Origin of the sequence: Halomonas sp. BN3-1 (assembly GCF_003056325.1) — a bacterium.
Taxonomy (GTDB): Bacteria; Pseudomonadota; Gammaproteobacteria; order Pseudomonadales; family Halomonadaceae; genus Halomonas; species Halomonas litopenaei.
On sequence record NZ_PYVV01000001.1, the window covers coordinates 234,922 to 251,646 of the forward strand.

Below are 16,725 nucleotides of genomic sequence, written 5' to 3' on the forward strand. Positions count from 1 at the left end.
CCTCCTGGCCCGGCGCTGTGCCGGGCGACAACGACGAAGCAATGGAAGTGACCATGACAACCGAGCCTAGAGTCGCCCTGATTACCGGGGCCAGCCGCGGTATCGGCCGTGCCATCGCCCACGAGCTGGGGCGGCAGGGTCGCATCGTGATCGGCACCGCCACCACCGATGCCGGTGCCGACCGCATCGATGCGGACCTCAAGGAGCAGGGGTTTCAGGGCGCAGGGCGCCGCCTCGACGTCACCGATCCGACCAGCGTCGAAGCACTGCTGAAGTCGATCAACGACGAGTTTGGTGCGCCGACCATCCTGGTCAACAATGCCGGTATCACCCGTGACAATCTGCTGATGCGAATGAAGGAAGATGAGTGGGATGGTGTACTCGACGCCAACCTCAAGTCGGTCTTTCGCCTCAGCAAGGCGTGCCTGCGTGGCATGAGCAAGGCCCGTTGGGGCCGTATCGTATCCGTCAGTTCGGTGGTCGCCACCATGGGCAACGCCGGCCAAAGCAACTATGCTGCCGCCAAGGCGGGCATGGAAGGCTTCACCCGGGCGCTGGCGCGCGAGGTGGCCTCCCGTGCCATCACCGTCAACGCCGTGGCGCCTGGCTTTATTGCCACCGACATGACCCAGGCGCTGTCCGAGGATCAGCAGACGATGCTCAAGGGGCAGGTGCCTCTGGCGCGTCTGGGGCAGCCCGAGGAAATCGCCGCGGCGGTCGGGTTCTTGACCAGCGATAGCGCAGCCTATATCACTGGCGAAACCCTGCACGTCAATGGCGGGATGAACATGCGCTGAATGCGCTTCCTGCGTGTGTTGCGTCGACCCGAAGGGGTCTATAAACTACCCCGCAGTTTACTTGCGGAATTAACCAGCTGGTCATCAGAACGGCTAACGTGAACGACTGGAGTATGTCTAAATGAGCACCATCGAAGAGCGCGTGAAGAAAGTTGTGGCAGAGCGCCTGAACGTCAAGGAAGAAGATATTCAGAACTCCTCTTCCTTCACCGAGGACCTGGGCGCTGATTCCCTGGACACCGTTGAGCTGGTGATGGCGCTGGAAGAGGAATTCGATACCGAAATTCCTGATGAAGAAGCCGAGAAGATTACCACCGTTCAGGAAGCGATCGACTACGTCAACGCCAACCAGTAAGACCGGCTCGGTGTTCCGAGTCAGTCTGCCGGTGGCGGCGATGGCCGCTTGCTGAAAGGCGGGGATGCAATCCCCGCGGAAGCCGTCCTGGTTCGCCAGGGCGGCTTTTGCGTGTCCAGGCCTCGAAGGCAGGGTCCTGTGCCAGCCTTCCCGGTAAAGCCTCGGCGCCGGGGGGAGCACAGCGGCCTGTGTCTCGGGTATAATGCGCGCAACCGACGGTCCTCCACAGTTGGGCCGTAACTTTTTGGATGTCTGGAGGAAAGCTGATGTCTCGTAGAAGGGTAGTGGTGACGGGCCTCGGCCTGGTCACACCGGTGGGCAACACCGTCAAGGAAAGCTGGGACAGCATCCTGGCCGGCAAGAGCGGTGTGGCGCCCATCGAGCACTTCGATGTCAGCGGCTTCAACACGCGCTTCGGCGGTTCGGTGAAGGACTTTGATATCAGCCCCTACCTGAACCCCAAGGATGCCAGGAAGATGGACCTGTTCATCCAGTACGGTATTGCCGCGGGGGCTCAGGCCATCGAGGACGCCGGTATCGAGTGCACCGAGGAAAATGCCGATCGCATCGGCGTGGCCATCGGCTCGGGGATCGGTGGGCTGCCGATGATCGAGCACAACCACAACGCACTCAACAAGAGCGGCGCCCGGCGTATCTCGCCGTTCTTCGTGCCCGGCTCCATCATCAACATGATCTCGGGCAATCTGGCGATTCAGCACGGCTTCCGTGGTCCCAATATCGCCATCACCACCGCCTGCACCACCGGTACCCACAATATCGGCTACAGCGCCCGCACCATCGCTTACGGCGACGCCGACGTGATGGTCTGTGGCGGTGCCGAGATGGCGACCACACCGTTGGGGCTGGGCGGCTTCTCCGCCGCGCGGGCACTGTCCACCCGCAATGACGATCCCCAGGCGGCCAGCCGCCCCTGGGACAAGGATCGCGACGGCTTCGTGCTGTCCGACGGCGCCGGCGTGGTGGTGCTGGAAGAGTACGAACACGCCAAGGCACGTGGGGCGACCATCTACGCCGAGCTGATCGGTTTCGGCATGAGCGATGATGCCTACCACATGACCCTGCCGCCGGAAGACGGTCGCGGCGCGGCGGCCTCCATGGCCAACGCGATCAAGGACGCCGGCATCGACGCCAGCGAGATCGACTACATCAACGCCCACGGCACCTCGACCGCCGCCGGTGACCTGGCCGAGAGCCGGGCGGTGGAGAAGGTCATGGGCAGCGCCGCCGAAAGCGTTGCGGTCAGCTCCACCAAGTCGATGATCGGCCACCTGCTCGGCGCCGCCGGTGCGGTGGAGGCGGTCTTCAGCATCCTGGCGATTCGTGATCAGGCGCTGCCGCCCACCATCAACCTGGACAATCCCCAGGAAGGGTGCGTGCTCGACTACGTGCCGCATACCGCCCGCGATGCCAAGGTCGACGTGACCCTGTCCAACTCCTTCGGCTTCGGCGGCACCAATGGCACCCTGGTGTTCAAGAAGGCCTGATGGATGAATAGGCCGCCCGAGCCGACATTGCCCCTGAGTGATCGGGGGCTGGCCTACGGCGATGGCCTGTTCGAGACGGTGCTGGTGCGCGATGGCACGCCGCTGTTGTGGTCTGAGCACCTGGCACGACTGCTGAAGGGCTGCCGGGTGCTCGACCTGCCCCCGCCCCGTACAGAGGCCCTGGCATCCGCCCTCGCTGGCGCGGGGCCGGGGCTTGGTGTGCTCAAGCTGGTCTACACCCGGGGCAGCGGTGGACGGGGCTACGCGCCGCCGGCGTCCTCAGACCCCAGGCTTGAGGCGGTGTGGTCGAGCTTCGCACCCGATCAACAGCGTTGGGCAGCCGGGGTCAGGGTTCGTCGCTGCCGCCTGCGCCTGGCACGCCAGCCCGTGCTGGCCGGGATCAAGCATCTGGCCCGCCTCGAGAACGTGCTGGCACGAGCGGAGTGGCGGGATCCCGACATCGCCGAGGGGCTTCTCGAGGATGATCGGGGCCAGCTTGTCGAAGCCACCGCCATGAACGTGTTCTTTCTCGCCCGGGGCGCCGAACAGGTATCGACCCCGCCGCTGGATCAGTGTGGCGTGTCAGGTACCCTGCGGGCCGCCTTGCTGGAACAGGGCGCGGTGGTGGAGGCGCCGTTGCTGGCCGACGAGCTTTCGTCCTGCGAGGCTGTATGGCTTGGCAACAGCGTCCAGGGGGTGTGGCCGGTCGCGCGGCTCGACGACAGCGAAGGGCAGCCCCAGCATGGCTGGGAGCTGAGTGATGTCCATCGCGCCTTTCAGCACCGAGCCCACCGCCTGCTGGGGTATGCCGGGGCCGACTGAGTCACCCGGGCGCTTCCGGCCGGGGTGCCTGCATCCGCTTTGCCGTACTATTCTGACCGCTTCAGACAAGCGCCGTGCGCCGGCGCGACCAGACTAAGGAACTTCCATGCGCACCGCGCTCAAGGTCTTGCTCACTCTTGTCGTCATTGCCGCTATTGGCGGCTACGGCGCTTATCACTATTGGCAGACGCGTCTGCAGGCCCCGATCACCCTCGATGAACCGATGCTCTACGAGGTGCCGCCCGGGGCCGGTTTCAATCGGGTGGTGGATGATCTCGAGGCCCAGGGTGTGCTGGCCGACGCCTGGGCCTTCAAGCTGTTGACGCGAGTGGAGCCTGATCGTGTGCCGTCGCTGAAGGTCGGCGAGTACTCGCTGGAGCCAGGCATGAGTGGCATGCAGGTACTCGATAAGCTCGCCAGCGCCGAGGTGGTCACCTACAGCGTGACCATTCCCGAGGGCTGGACCTTCCAGCAGATGCGCGCGGCCCTGGCCGAGGCCGAGAAGCTGGCCCACGCCAGTGCCGAGATGAGCGACGACGAGATCATGACGGCGCTGGGCCACGAGGGCGAGCATCCGGAAGGGCGCTTCTTCCCCGATACCTACACCTACCACAAGGGGGTGGAGGATCTGGAGATTTTGCGCCAGGCCAATCAGAGCATGGAAGCCCTGCTTGAGGAAGTGTGGGCCGATCGCGCCGAGGATCTGCCCATCGATACGCCGTATGAGGCGCTGATCATGGCCTCGCTGATCGAGCGTGAGACCGGCGCCCCCGAAGAGCGGCGTCAGATTGCCGGGGTGTTCAAGCGCCGCCTGGAGCGTGGCATGCGGCTGCAGACCGATCCAACGGTGATCTACGGCATGGGCGATCGCTTCGAGGGCAATATCACTCGGGCCGACCTGCGCGAGGCCACCCCCTACAACACCTACGTGATCGATGGCCTGCCGCCGACCCCGATCGCATTGCCGGGGCGGGCTGCACTGGAGGCCGCCGTCGACCCAGAGGAGGGCGACACGCTGTACTTCGTCGCCAAGGGAGATGGCACTCACCACTTCTCCCGCACGCTGCGTGAGCACAATAACGCCGTCAATCGTTATATTCGGCGCCGTTGACGCGGACGTCTCCCGAACCAGGAGTGGTATCCATGACGCAGACACAACCGGCCGAGCCCACCTCTGGCGCGCGCGGGCGCTTCATTACCCTGGAGGGCGGAGAAGGCGTCGGCAAGTCCACCAACCTGGCCTTCGTGGTCGCCGCCCTCGAGGCGCGTGGCATCGAGGTAGTACAGACCCGCGAGCCTGGAGGGACGCCTCGGGCCGAGGCCATTCGCGAACTGCTGCTGGCGTCCAGCGACGAGCCGCTGGACAGTGACGCCGAGCTGCTGCTGGTGTTCGCCGCACGGGCCCAGCATCTTGCCCAGCGCATTCGCCCGGCCCTGGAGCGCGGCGCCTGGGTGGTCAGCGACCGCTTCACCGACGCCACCTTTGCCTACCAGGGTGGCGGTCGAGGCCTGCCGTTCGAGCGCATCGTCCAGCTCGAACGTCTGGTCCAGGGAGAACTGACGCCGGATCTGACGCTGTTGCTGGACATGCCGCTGGACGCGGCGGAGCGTCGCCTGGCGGGTCGTCTGGACCGCACCGGCACGCGCAAGGATCGCTTCGAGCAGGAGCGCCGCGACTTTTTCGAGCGGGTGCGCCTGGCCTACCTGGCCCGGGCCGAGCAGGCACCGCAGCGGATGGTCAGGATCGACGCTGACGCCAGCCTCGAAGAGGTGCAGCGGCGGATCGCGCGGGTACTGGACGAGCGGGTGGCGCAATGGACGTGAATAGCAGCGTCGCCCAGCCGCCGATGCCCTGGCTGGCACCGCGCTGGCACGAACTGGTGCGACTGATGGACGCCGGTCGTCTGCCCCATGCCGTGCTGCTGTCGGGCCCCCGCGGGCTCGGCAAGCAGTCCCTGGCCGAGGCACTGATTGCCCGCGCCCTGTGTGCCCGTCCAGGAGAGACCGCCTGCGGAGAGTGCCACAGTTGCCATATGCTGGCCTCGGGCTACCACCCTGACCTGCTGCGGGTGGCGCCGGAGGAGGGCAAACGGATGATTCGCATTGACCCGATCCGTCAGGTCAATGGCTTCGTCTCCCAGACCGCTCAGCAGGGCGGGCACCGGGTCATCGAGATCCGTCCCGCCGAGGCGATGAACGTGGCCGCGTCCAACGCCCTGCTGAAGAGCCTGGAGGAGCCGGGGCAGGACACCCTGTTCGTGCTGGTCTCCGACATGCCGTCCCACCTGCTGCCGACGATCCGTTCGCGCTGCCAGCAGTGGACGCTCAAGCCGCCGGAACTCGAAGACTGCCTGGACTGGCTGTCGAAGGAACTCGGTTCCGAGGACGAAGCACGCTTCTGGTTTCGAGCCGCCGGTGGGTTGCCGCTGGCAGCGCGACAGCTGGCCGAGCCGGGCTCGCGGGCGCTGCGTCAACAGCTGCACGAGACCTTCGACGCCCTGGTACGTGGCGCCGAACCGGTGGCCGAGGCGGCCCGGCTGGACCGCCAGGCCATCGATGCCATCCTGTGGTACGGTATCGCCTGGCTGGAGGATCTGATTCGCCTGGGGCTTTCCGGCGAGCCTGAAGGCCTCAGAAACCCCGACCTGGCACCGCTCTATCGTCAGGCGGTGAAAAATGGCCGGGTGCGCGACTGGTTCCGCCTGCTCGACTACGCCCGTGAGCAGCGTCGGTTGCTCAGTGAAGGCGGCAATCCCAACCCGCAACTGGTGCTCGAGGCCTGGCTGGTCCGCTGGGCGGCCCTGTTGCGTTCCTGAGCGACGTCGTGTGCCCAGACGTCCTCCCCGGAGGCTCGCTGGCGTCTCTGATCATCGTCGCCGGTATTCGTCCCTGACATCCGTATTCAAGCCCCGAGAGATCTTCATGTTCGTCGATTCCCACTGCCATCTCGATCGCCTTTCTCCTGATACCCATGGCGGCGATCTGTCGCGGGCCCTGGACGCCGCCCGCGAGCGCGGCGTCCAGCAGTTCCTGGCCATCAGCGTGACCCTCGACGGCGTACCCGAACTGGCCGCAATTCGCCAGGCCCACGACGATGTGGTGATCTCCGCCGGGGTGCATCCGCTGCATCAGGTGGAGCACGAACCCGGCGTTGCCGAGATTGTCGCCTGCGCCAAGGAGCATGGCGCCGTGGCCATCGGTGAATCGGGACTGGACTATCATTACGACAGCGTTCCCGCCGAGGTGCAGCACGAGCGTTTCGCTCGCCATCTGCAGGCCGCCACCGAGCTGTCGCTGCCGATCGTGGTGCATACCCGGGAAGCGAGGGAGGACACGCTCTCGCTGATTCGTCAGTACAGCGATCCCGAGGTCGGCGGGGTACTGCACTGCTTCACCGAGGACCTCGAGATGGCGCGGGATGCGGTGCGCCTGGGCTTTTATATCTCCTTGTCGGGGATCGTCACCTTTCGCACCGCCGAGGCGCTGCGCGAGGTGGCCAGAAAAGTCCCGCTGGATCGTCTGCTGATCGAGACCGACAGCCCCTATCTGGCGCCGGTGCCGCACCGTGGCAAGCCCAACGAGCCGGCCTGGGTGGTCGACGTGGCCCAGTGCATCGCCGACGAGCGGGGAATCAGCGTGGAAGAGGTGGCGATGCAGACCACCGCCAACTTCTACCGGCTGTTTCCCAAGGCCCAGCCGGCCGCCCCGGAGGACCTCAAGCAGGCCCTTCGCGACGCGGGCTTTGTGGACCAGGGCTAAGCGGGCGTTGTGGACCAGGGCGAAGCAGGCTTTGTTGTGAACAGGGCCCATGGCCCCGGTCGGCACGGGCACCGGTCTGTTGGCCGGGCCTTGAGCGATAACTCGACGAGGTAGCCTCCATGCAACTCGATCACATCCTGAACGGCATCGCCGAGCTTGGTGAGCGTCCGCCCTTGTCTGACTGGCAGCCCGAACCGAGCGGCGAGATGGACCTGGTGATCGCCCGGGACGGGCGCTGGATCCACGAAGGCAGTCCGATCCAGCGTCCTGAGCTGGTGCGCCTTTTTGCGCGCATCCTGCGACGGGAGGACGACGGCCACCACTACCTGGTCACGCCTATCGAAAAGTGGCGGATCAGCGTCGAGGACACCGCCTTTGTGGTACTGGAGGCCGAGCAGGCAGACGCTCGGCTGGAAGGCCAGTCAAAAGGCCAGCCAGAAGACCACGTAGACAAGCGCTGGTGGCTGACCACCAACGTCGGCGAGCGTATCGCCCTGGGGCAGCAGCATCGACTATCACTGTCGACGACACCGGCGGGCGAGGAGGTGCCCCAGGTGTGCCTGCCCTATGGCGTGAGTGCTCGACTCGGGCGTAACGTCTTCTACCGTCTGGTCGAGCAGGCCGAAGCGTGCACCGAGCGCGGCGAGCTGGGGCTTACCAGCGACGGCGTGTGGCAGCCGCTGGGACGCCTGGAGGGTGACGCGCACTGATGGCTTCACCTGCATTGGAGCGGCTCGCGCTGACGCCCGAACAACGCTGCGTTGTCGCCCACCCGGCAGGCCACGCCAGGGTCGCGGCGGTGGCCGGAGCGGGCAAGACCACCACCCTGGTGGCCAGGGTGCTGCACCTGCTGTCCCACGGAGTCAGCGCCCGGCGCATGATGGTGCTGATGTTCAACCGCGCCGCCCGGGAAGACTTTCAGCGCCGTCTGGTGGCCATGGCCGAACCCGGCATGGAACTGCCGGAGGTGCGTACCTTTCACTCTCTCGGACATCGCCTGAGTCAGAGCCTGACCCGCTGGGGCGCGCTGCCACGGCGCGAACTGCTGACCGCAGACTGGCAGCAGGAGCGACTGCTGCGCCAGGCGACCCTGGAGGCGTTGGCCCAGGTCGACGAGGATCGCGACGCCGCGCTCGAGCCCGATCGCATCGAGGAACTCGCTCACTTCTGTTCGCTGGTCAAGGCCGAGGTGATCGACCCCCAGTTGCTGTATGAGCGGCTCGAGCTCGGCGAGGGGACTCGCCACTTCGTCGTCGCCCACCAGTGTCTCGAGACCTTGCTGGCCGATCACGGCGTGATGACCTATTCGGATCTGCTGTATCGACCGCTGCTGGCACTCGAAGGTGATCCCGCGCTGCGCCAGCGGGTTCAGGGCTTCCTCGACCATGTGATCATCGACGAGTATCAGGACATCAATGCCGCTCAGCAGCGGTTGTTGGCGGTGCTGGCCGGCGACCAGGCTTCGGTGATGGCGGTGGGTGACGCCAACCAGTGCATCTACGAATGGCGCGGCGCCCACCCGGAGGCCATGCTCGAGAACTTTACCCGGATCTTCGGTGCCGCCACCGACTACCCCTTGTCGACCACCTTTCGCCATGGTCACGCCTTGGCGCTGGCCGCCAATCATGCCATCGCCGGCAACCCGCGTCGCCCGGACCAGCTATGCCTGGCGGCGCCCACCAATCCGCGTACCGAGCTCAAGGTGGCACGGGGCGCCAGTGCCTTCCTCGATGGACTCAAGCGGTGGGTGGAAGCCGGCCGTCGTCTCGACGAAGCCTGTCTGCTGGTACGTAGCTGGACCCTGTCGGTGCCGATGCAGCTGGCGCTGTTGCGCGAAGGCATTCCCTTTCGCCTGGCCCGGGAGGATCGCTTCGTCTTTCGCCTGCCGCTGGTGGAGGCACTGGCCGGCTATCTATCGCTGGCGCTGTCGCCCGAGCAGCTGCGCGACCCTGGCGCGCTGATGCCGATGTTTGCCCAGCCGACCTGCTTCGTACCACGTGAAGTGCTCGCTGGCCTGGTGCAGCGCCTGGCCGACACCCAGACCTGGCCAGGGCCGGGCGACGCGCTGCTGGCGCGACTGAAGCCGCACCAGAAGCGCACCCTCAAGCGTCGCTGGCAACTGCTGTGCGAGCTGCCGAAGCTTGCCCATCTGTCCGCCGACGCGCTGCTCGAGCATGTGGTCGCGGAGGTCGAGGCGGAAAAGGTGCTCAAGCGCGCCGCCTCCCGCCGCGACAAGGGCGAGGAGGACGTGCGCCTGCTCGACGTCCTGATCGAGCAGGCTCGGGAGGTCGGTGACATCGCCACCTTCATCGAGCTGCTGCGGCGCCCGGTGCAGAACCGCGACGAAGGGGTGTTGATCAATACGGTTCATGGCGCCAAGGGCCTGGAGTGGCCGCTGGTGATGGTGGGGGCGGTCAATGAAGAGGACTTTCCCCACTACAGTCGTGACAACCCCCTGTCCCCCGAGCGTCTCGAGGAAGAGCGCAGGCTCTACTATGTGGCCATCACCCGGGCCATCGAACGCCTGGTCATCCTCCACGATGGCGGCGATCATCGTCCCAGCCGCTTTATCCAGGAGAGCGCCTGCCGCGACGCCAGCGCCGTGGCCAGGGCGCTGTACCGATGCGCTGACGGAGCCGACCCCGAGGAGGTGAGCGTCGCCGAGCCGGCACTGGTGGGGCGCTATCTGAATGCCCTGGGGCAGCCGCTGCCGATCAAGGCGCTTGAGCGAGCGCCAGGCAATGGCCATTACCAGGTGGGTGAGCGCATTCGCCACGGCGTCTTCGGTGACGGTGAGGTCGCCTTGGTGGAAGGCGACCCCGCCAATCCGGTCATCGAGGTGCGCTTCGATCGTGCCGGCAAGCGCCGCCTGATCGCCCATCGCGCCCCGATCGAGCGGCTGTCGAGCGCCTGATCAGGGCGCGGGCCACTTGTCGAGACGCGCGAAAGCGCTTCGATACGATAAGGCTCCGGTGCGATAAAGCCTTGCGTCACCAGACAGTGTTCTGACATGAGAAGGAGTTCGTCATGACCCATCCCTTGATCGACGCCGATAGCCTGCGACACGCGCTAGACGGCGACACCCCGCCGCTGGTGCTGGACTGCCGCGTGCGCTTGAACGACCCCGATGCCGGGGCGGCGCTGTGGCGTCAGGCCCATGTTCCCGGCAGTCTGCACCTGGATCTGGACCGTGACCTGTCCGGACCCAGGGACGCTGGCTCCGGGGCTGGCGGACGACACCCCTTGCCGAGCGACGCCGACTTCACCGCGACCCTTCAGCGACTGGGCGTTGCGCCTGAGCGCGAGGTGGTGGTGCTCGATGATGCCGGCGGCCAGCTGGCGGCGGCGCGGGCCTGGTGGATGCTGAGCGAGTGGGCCGGCCACCCGCGGGTGCGCCTGCTCGACGGTGGCCTCGCCGCCTGGGAGAGCATCAATGGCGACTGGGAGGTGGGGGAGGGGGCGCCTCCTGCGCCGTCGCAGTGGACACCCGAATTCGACGACAGTCGTTTCGTCGTCCTCGAGGAGATGGCGTCGACTGCAGCGCTGAAGGTGGACGCCCGGGCCGGTGAGCGCTATCGCGGCGAGGTCGAGCCGATGGACCCCCGAGCCGGGCATATCCCCGGTGCGGTCAACCGCCCCTGTAGCCTCAATCTCGACGACAATGGACGCTTCAAGTCGCCGGAGGCTTTAGCAAGAGAACTGCCCCAGACGTCGCAGCAGGATCCTGGCGTGATTGCCTACTGCGGCTCCGGCGTTACCGCCTGCCATGACATTCTCGCCTATCGCCTGGCGGGTCTGCCGGCCCCGCGGCTCTATGTCGGCTCCTGGAGCGAGTGGAGCGGCGATCCCGCACGCCCGGCCGAGACCGGCCCCGCCACCGCTTCCTGACGCCACTGCTGACGTCCCTTGCTGGCGCCGCCTTGTGGCGTCTGCAGCGGTCCTTCAGCGTCAACACCATCAACGAGCACGGCCCCGTCACCTGGTGACGGGGCCGTGCTCTTTGGACTATCAGCATGGCGCTGAATCAATCATCAGAACCTGGTCGAGGTGGGGCCTGGCTCTCCTGCGCAGCCGGGCCCTGTCGGCTCATCGTCTAGCGGCCGGCCTCGCTGGCGCCTGTCTGGCCAGAGTCTGGGTGGGCGGCTGGGTGGGCGGCATGGTGGCGGCCCTCCAGACGGCTCAGCAGCATGGCGTTGGCGGTATTGCCCATCACGTTCAGAGAGGTGCGGAAGCCATCGGTGAAGCGGTCCACCCCGGCGACGACGGCGACGCCCTCCAGCGGCAGCCCTGCAGCCGACAGCACGGTGCTCATGGCCACCAGGCCAGCGCCCGGCACGCCAGCGGTGGAGAAGGATACCAGCAGGCCGGTGGTAAAGATGGTGGCGGCCAGGGTCAGGGTCACCTCGACGCCGAAAAGCTGCGCCACGAAGAGCGCATTGAAGCCCTGGAGCACGGCGGCGCCGTCGCGTTTGAGGGCGGTCCCGAAGGGCAGGGCGAAGGCGCTGAGCTGGTGTGGTGCACCGTAGGCCCGGGCATTGTTGAGGGCGATCGGCAGGGTGGCGTTGGAGCTGGCGGTGCCAAGGGCAAAGCTCAGGGCCTCGCCGAAGTGGCGCAGGTAGGCCAGGGGCCGGGCACCTGTGATCGCCAGCAGGGCCAGATAGAACACCGCCATGGCGCCGATGGCCGCCAGCAGGCCGATCACGTATAGGCCGAGCTTCAACAGCAGGTCGAACCCCTGGGTGGCCACCACCGAGGCGATCAGCGCGAACACACCGATGGGCGCAAGCTTGAGTACCATCGACAGGATCTTGAGAGTCACGTCGTAGCCGCTCTGCAGCAGCGAGACCAGCGGCCGGCTCTGTTCCGGTAGCTGGCGGGCGGCCACGCCGACCAGGGCGGCGGCCAGGATGATCTGCAGCAGGTTGGCCTCGGCCAGCGCCTCGAAGGGGTTTTTCGGTACCAGGCCCACCAGCCACTGGGCCAGCGGGGTCGGGTCGCGGGCCTCGACGCCGGCGGCCTGAGCGCTGTCCACGCCGAGGCCCGGGGTCAGCCAGGCGGCCATGCCCATGCCGATGGCCAGGGCCACCGCGCTGGTCAGTACATAGAGCATCAGCAGCTTGCCGGCGTAGCGCCCGACGCTTTCGCTGCGATCGACCTGGGTAAAGCTCAGTACCAGAGCGCAGAACACCAGCGGCACCACGATAAACTGCAGAAGGCGCAGAAATACCTGACCCAGCGGGGTCAGCAGTTGGGTATCCAGGACGCCCGCCCACTGGGGCAGGAACAGATTGACGGCGCCGCCGGCCAGGATCCCGAGGATCAGGGCCAGCAGTATTTGACGGGTGTGGGCCATGGTATCTCCCTGTAGCGGCCTCGATCACGGCTGCCCTGTCGCTGTCCCTGGCCCTGGCCTGGAGTTCGGCCGGATAGGCCGATGACAAGGCGGGTGTTCGGCAGGGGGGGGCGATCGATAAGGGGACACACTATTAGGGCTCGGCGATGTCTTGGCAAGAAGCCCAATAGACCGATTTGTTATGACGTTAAGTGTATGCCCTGCAATAAAAAAACGGACGGGGCTGGGCCCGTCCGCTGAGGGTGTTGGCTAACGGGCGTGTCAACGCCCTGGGTCATGGTTGGGCCGCGTTCGGCAGCGACGCGGCCCGCCCGCGATCACATATTGGGATAGTTGGGACCACCGCCGCCTTCCGGGGCGACCCAGGTGATGTTCTGGGCGGGGTCCTTGATGTCGCAGGTCTTGCAGTGGACACAGTTCTGGAAGTTGATCTGGAAACGCGGCTGGCCATCGTCACCCTCAACCACTTCGTAGACCCCGGCGGGGCAGTAGCGCTGAGCGGGCTCGGCGTACTCCGGCAGGTTCTTGTGGATCGGAATTTCCGAATCCTCGAGCTTGAGGTGGCAGGGCTGGTCTTCCTCGTGATTGGTGTTGGACAGGAACACCGAGGAGGGCTTGTCGAAGGACAGCTTGCCGTCGGGCTTGGGGTAGTCGATCTTCTCGAACTCGCTGGCGGGCTTGAGCGCCGCATGGTCCGCAGTGGTGTCGTGGACCCTGGGCAGCTTGCCGCCGAGCAACTGATCGACGAAGTTGTAGGCGCCACCGCCCACGGTGCCGTACTTGTGGATCGCGGGACCGAAGCTGGCGGTCTGCTCGAGCTCCTTGTAGGCCCAGCTGTCCTGCCACCTGGCCTCGAACGCCTTGAGTTCGTCGCCGCCCTCGTTACCGTCCTTGAGCGACTCGAACACGCTTTCTGCCGCCACCAGACCGGACTTCATGGCGGTGTGGATGCCCTTGATCTTGGCGAAGTTGAGGGTGCCGGCGTCACAGCCGATCAGCAGCCCGCCGGGGAAGGTCATCTTCGGCAGGCAGTTGAGGCCGCCCTTGGCGATGGCACGGGCCCCGTAGGCCACCCGCTTGCCGCCTTCCAGGTAGCGCTTGAGCACCGGGTGGTGCTTCATCCGCTGGAACTCGTCGAACGGCGACAGGTAGGGGTTCTGGTAGGCCAGGTCCATGATCAGGCCGACCACCACCTGCTGGTTCTCGGCGTGGTAGAGAAACCAGCCGCCGTGGGTGTTCTTGTCCAGCGGCCAGCCGGAGCCGTGCAGCACCAGCCCTGGCTCGTGCTGTTCCGCCGGTACGTCCCACAATTCCTTGAGACCGATGCCGTAGTGCTGGGGATCCTTGCCCTCGTCCAGGCGGAATTCGCGGATCAGGCGCTTGCCGATGTGGCCACGGGCGCCCTCGGCGAACAGGGTGTATTTCGCACGAAGCTCCATGCCCGGTGCGTAGCCGCCTTTCTCGCTGCCGTCGGCGGCCACGCCCATGTCGCCGGTCAGGATGCCGCGTACCACGCCGTCCTCGACGATGGCGTCCTGGGCGGCGAAGCCCGGGAAGATCTCGACGCCCAGGGACTCTGCCTGTTCGGCCAGCCAGCGGCACAGGTTGCCGGCGCTGATCACATAGCGGGTGATGTCGCCACCGGTGTTGTGCATGCTCTTGGGCACCAGCGCGTTGGGCAGCTTCTGGGCCTTCTCGGCGTCCTTGAGCAGGTACAGCTCGTCACGCACCGCCGGGGTGGTCAGCGGGGCGCCACGCTCCTCCCAGTCGGGGAACAGCTCGAATAGCGCGCGGGGCTCGAGCACCGCTCCGGACAGAATATGGGCGCCCACCTCGGAGCCCTTCTCGACCACGCAGACGGTCAGCTCCTGCTCGGCCTCGTTGGCCTGCTGCATCAGTCGGCAGGCGGCGGCCAGTCCAGACGGACCGGCGCCGACGATGACCACATCGAACTCCATGGTGTCGCGTTCTACTTGTTCTGCCATCGGGTGCTTTCCTCCTCGGCGTGACGTCGGGGTGCCACCAACGTCGTACAGATTTTAAACGGTCGTTTGCTTCACGGTGTGTCCCATGATAGGCATAATAGCGTCGTCGGGTCATCCTTACGATGGTCGACCCTCCCCAATGGTCGACTCGGCATGCGGGGATTGTTGCCAAGGCCCGGCCTGTGGCACATTGAAGGTACGCACCGAGCCCCTATCAAACGCTTGCATGAAACGCATAAGGGCATAGCGAAAAGTTCTCAATCGTGGTGTCCTCTCGGGACACGCGATGCGTAAATCGATGCGGTGCCCGTCACCGCCAACGTGTTGATGGTTCCTTCCTTACATTCAAGGTTCCCCAGATGAACCAAGCGAGGACAACATGAAAGTACTCGTCGCGGTCAAACGCGTCATCGACTACAACGTCAAGATCCGGGTCAAGCCGGATGGCAGCGACGTTGACTTGACCAACGTCAAGATGGCCATGAATCCCTTCTGCGAAATCGCCGTGGAAGAGGCGGTGCGCTTGAAGGAGAAGGGCGTGGCGACCGAGGTGGTGGCGGTGACCGTGGGGCCGAAGGCGGCGCAGGAACAGCTGCGCACGGCCCTGGCGCTGGGGGCCGATCGCGCCATCCACGTCGAGAGCGACGAGCGCGTTGAATCGCTGGGCGCGGCCAAGGCACTGGCCAAGGTGGTCGAGAAGGAAGCGCCGCAGCTGGTCATCCTCGGCAAGCAGGCGATCGACTCCGACAACAACCAGACCGGCCAGATGCTTGCCGCGCTGACCGGCATGGCCCAGGGCACCTTCGCCTCCGAGGTGGAAGTCGAAGGCGAGACCCTCAAGGTCATCCGCGAGATCGATGGCGGCCTGCAGACGGTGTCGCTGAAGCTGCCGGCGGTGGTTACTACCGACCTGCGCCTGAACGAGCCGCGCTACGCCAAGCTGCCTGACATCATGAAGGCCAAGAAGAAGCCGATGGACGTGATGACCCCGGCCGATCTGGGCGTCGAGGTGGCCAGCCGTCTCAAGCTGGTCAAGGTCGAGCCGCCGGCCGAGCGCCAGGGTGGCGTCAAGGTGGGCTCGGTGGACGAGCTGGTGGACAAACTGAAGAATGAAGCGAAGGTGATTTCATGAGCATTCTGGTTCTGGCAGAACACCACGACGGCCAGCTGGCCGACGCCACCGCCCACGTGGTGGCCGCCGCCCAGGCTATCGGTGGTGATATCGACGTGCTGGTCGCCGGTCAGGACGTAGCCGCCGTGGCCGAGGCCGCCGCCAAGCTGGATGGTGTCAGCAAGGTGCGTGTCGCCGACAGCGAGACCTTCGCTCACCTGCTGGCCGAGCCCACCGCCGACCTGCTGGTGGCCCTGGCCGACGACTACAGCCATGTGCTGGCGGCCGCTTCCACCACCGGCAAGAACGTGCTGCCGCGCCTGGCGGCACTGAAGGACGTGGCCCAGATCTCCGAGATCATCGCGGTAGAGAGCGCCGACACCTTCAAGCGTCCGATCTACGCCGGCAACGCCATCGCCACCGTCCAGAGCGAGGACGCGCTCAAGGTCATCACCGTGCGTTCCACCGCCTTCGACGGCGTCGGCCAGGGTGGCTCCGCTGCCATCGAACCGGTCGAGGCGAGCATCGACAACAGCCTGTCGAGCTTTGTCGGTGAAGAGCTGGCCAAGAGCGATCGTCCCGAGCTGGGGGCTGCCCGCGTGGTCATCTCCGGTGGTCGCGGCATGGGCAGCGGCGAGAACTTCAAGATCCTCGACAACATCGCCGACAAGCTGGGCGCCGCCATCGGCGCGTCCCGTGCGGCGGTGGATGCCGGCTTCGTGCCCAACGACATGCAGGTCGGCCAGACCGGCAAGATCGTGGCGCCGGACCTGTACATCGCCGTGGGCATCTCCGGTGCCATCCAGCACCTGGCCGGGATGAAGGACTCCAAGGTCATCGTCGCCATCAACAAGGACGAGGAGGCGCCGATCTTCCAGGTCGCCGACTATGGCCTGGTGGCCGATCTGTTCGAGGCCATTCCGGAGCTCGACAGCAAGCTCTGAGTGCAAGATGTAGAAACGGTGTGCCGGCTAGGCCGGCAACGCTGACAAACGCCGTGGCGGCCAACGCCACGGCGTTTTTATTGGTGGGTGTCTG

General features: G+C 65.9%; 15 protein-coding genes. 13 read left to right on the forward strand and 2 right to left on the reverse strand.

Annotation, left to right across the window (positions count from 1 at the left end; all coding sequences use genetic code 11):
- Nucleotides 1–53: 53 nt before the first annotated feature.
- The 11 genes from fabG to C9F12_RS01135 all read left to right on the forward strand — a co-directional run bounded on the left by fabG (nt 54) and on the right by C9F12_RS01135 (nt 11,126).
- Nucleotides 54–797 carry a 3-oxoacyl-ACP reductase FabG gene (gene fabG / locus C9F12_RS01085; protein ID WP_045993432.1) on the forward strand — a complete coding sequence of 248 codons (744 nt, stop codon included), beginning with the start codon at nt 54–56 and terminating at the stop codon, nt 795–797.
- A 121-nt stretch (nt 798–918) separates the two neighbouring features.
- The gene (acpP, locus tag C9F12_RS01090; protein ID WP_021820799.1) at nt 919–1,152 is read left to right on the forward strand and encodes an acyl carrier protein; all 234 of its coding nucleotides are present in this window, start codon (nt 919–921) and stop codon (nt 1,150–1,152) included.
- Nucleotides 1,153–1,418: 266 nt separating this feature from the next.
- A complete protein-coding gene (gene fabF, locus C9F12_RS01095) occupies nt 1,419–2,657 on the forward strand; it encodes a beta-ketoacyl-ACP synthase II (RefSeq protein WP_108447679.1) in 1,239 nt (412 codons plus the stop codon).
- A 3-nt stretch (nt 2,658–2,660) separates the two neighbouring features.
- Nucleotides 2,661–3,479: an aminodeoxychorismate lyase gene (gene pabC / locus C9F12_RS01100; RefSeq protein WP_108447680.1), complete on the forward strand. Its 819-nt coding sequence runs from the start codon at nt 2,661–2,663 to the stop codon at nt 3,477–3,479.
- Nucleotides 3,480–3,585: 106 nt separating this feature from the next.
- Entirely contained in the window at nt 3,586–4,590 is a 1,005-nt protein-coding gene (gene mltG / locus C9F12_RS01105) for an endolytic transglycosylase MltG (RefSeq protein ID WP_108447681.1), read from the forward strand.
- Between the two features lie 32 nt (nt 4,591–4,622).
- On the forward strand, nt 4,623–5,303 hold the full coding sequence (tmk, locus tag C9F12_RS01110; protein WP_108447682.1) for a dTMP kinase: 681 nt from the start codon (nt 4,623–4,625) through the stop codon (nt 5,301–5,303).
- Nucleotides 5,304–5,326: 23 nt separating this feature from the next.
- Nucleotides 5,327–6,295 (forward strand): DNA polymerase III subunit delta', encoded by a 969-nt coding sequence (locus tag C9F12_RS01115; RefSeq protein ID WP_045993433.1) that lies wholly within the window; start codon nt 5,327–5,329, stop codon nt 6,293–6,295.
- Between the two features lie 106 nt (nt 6,296–6,401).
- Entirely contained in the window at nt 6,402–7,238 is an 837-nt protein-coding gene (locus C9F12_RS01120; protein ID WP_108447683.1) for a TatD family hydrolase, read from the forward strand.
- A gap of 119 nt (nt 7,239–7,357) precedes the next feature.
- Nucleotides 7,358–7,948 carry a DUF1285 domain-containing protein gene (locus tag C9F12_RS01125; protein WP_108447684.1) on the forward strand — a complete coding sequence of 197 codons (591 nt, stop codon included), beginning with the start codon at nt 7,358–7,360 and terminating at the stop codon, nt 7,946–7,948.
- Entirely contained in the window at nt 7,948–10,152 is a 2,205-nt protein-coding gene (locus C9F12_RS01130; RefSeq protein WP_108447685.1) for an ATP-dependent helicase, read from the forward strand. Before C9F12_RS01125 ends, C9F12_RS01130 begins: the two co-directional genes overlap by 1 nt.
- A gap of 113 nt (nt 10,153–10,265) precedes the next feature.
- Nucleotides 10,266–11,126, forward strand: a complete 861-nt coding sequence (locus tag C9F12_RS01135; RefSeq protein WP_108447686.1) for a sulfurtransferase — start codon at nt 10,266–10,268, stop codon at nt 11,124–11,126.
- A gap of 205 nt (nt 11,127–11,331) precedes the next feature.
- Here C9F12_RS01135 and C9F12_RS01140 read toward each other — a convergent pair whose 3' ends face one another.
- On the reverse strand, nt 11,332–12,591 hold the full coding sequence (locus tag C9F12_RS01140) for a dicarboxylate/amino acid:cation symporter (protein WP_108132690.1): 1,260 nt from the start codon (nt 12,589–12,591) through the stop codon (nt 11,332–11,334).
- A gap of 317 nt (nt 12,592–12,908) precedes the next feature.
- Entirely contained in the window at nt 12,909–14,576 is a 1,668-nt protein-coding gene (locus tag C9F12_RS01145; RefSeq protein ID WP_045993415.1) for an electron transfer flavoprotein-ubiquinone oxidoreductase, read from the reverse strand.
- A 379-nt stretch (nt 14,577–14,955) separates the two neighbouring features.
- Here C9F12_RS01145 and C9F12_RS01150 point away from each other — a divergent pair, with 379 nt between their 5' ends.
- Both C9F12_RS01150 and C9F12_RS01155 read left to right on the forward strand, forming a co-directional pair.
- Nucleotides 14,956–15,708, forward strand: coding sequence for an electron transfer flavoprotein subunit beta/FixA family protein (locus C9F12_RS01150; protein ID WP_045993416.1), 753 nt, complete (start codon nt 14,956–14,958; stop codon nt 15,706–15,708).
- The gene (locus tag C9F12_RS01155; protein WP_108447687.1) at nt 15,705–16,631 is read left to right on the forward strand and encodes an FAD-binding protein; all 927 of its coding nucleotides are present in this window, start codon (nt 15,705–15,707) and stop codon (nt 16,629–16,631) included. Before C9F12_RS01150 ends, C9F12_RS01155 begins: the two co-directional genes overlap by 4 nt.
- Nucleotides 16,632–16,725 lie beyond the last annotated feature (94 nt).

Coding starts and splice junctions, on each gene's coding strand:
- fabG (WP_045993432.1), top strand. CDS start 54: ATGACAACCGAGCCTAGAGTCGCCCTGATTACCGGGGCCAGCCGCGGT.
- acpP (WP_021820799.1), top strand. CDS start 919: ATGAGCACCATCGAAGAGCGCGTGAAGAAAGTTGTGGCAGAGCGCCTG.
- fabF (WP_108447679.1), top strand. CDS start 1,419: ATGTCTCGTAGAAGGGTAGTGGTGACGGGCCTCGGCCTGGTCACACCG.
- pabC (WP_108447680.1), top strand. CDS start 2,661: ATGAATAGGCCGCCCGAGCCGACATTGCCCCTGAGTGATCGGGGGCTG.
- mltG (WP_108447681.1), top strand. CDS start 3,586: ATGCGCACCGCGCTCAAGGTCTTGCTCACTCTTGTCGTCATTGCCGCT.
- tmk (WP_108447682.1), top strand. CDS start 4,623: ATGACGCAGACACAACCGGCCGAGCCCACCTCTGGCGCGCGCGGGCGC.
- C9F12_RS01115 (WP_045993433.1), top strand. CDS start 5,327: ATGCCCTGGCTGGCACCGCGCTGGCACGAACTGGTGCGACTGATGGAC.
- C9F12_RS01120 (WP_108447683.1), top strand. CDS start 6,402: ATGTTCGTCGATTCCCACTGCCATCTCGATCGCCTTTCTCCTGATACC.
- C9F12_RS01125 (WP_108447684.1), top strand. CDS start 7,358: ATGCAACTCGATCACATCCTGAACGGCATCGCCGAGCTTGGTGAGCGT.
- C9F12_RS01130 (WP_108447685.1), top strand. CDS start 7,948: ATGGCTTCACCTGCATTGGAGCGGCTCGCGCTGACGCCCGAACAACGC.
- C9F12_RS01135 (WP_108447686.1), top strand. CDS start 10,266: ATGACCCATCCCTTGATCGACGCCGATAGCCTGCGACACGCGCTAGAC.
- C9F12_RS01140 (WP_108132690.1), bottom strand. CDS start 12,591: ATGGCCCACACCCGTCAAATACTGCTGGCCCTGATCCTCGGGATCCTG.
- C9F12_RS01145 (WP_045993415.1), bottom strand. CDS start 14,576: ATGGCAGAACAAGTAGAACGCGACACCATGGAGTTCGATGTGGTCATC.
- C9F12_RS01150 (WP_045993416.1), top strand. CDS start 14,956: ATGAAAGTACTCGTCGCGGTCAAACGCGTCATCGACTACAACGTCAAG.
- C9F12_RS01155 (WP_108447687.1), top strand. CDS start 15,705: ATGAGCATTCTGGTTCTGGCAGAACACCACGACGGCCAGCTGGCCGAC.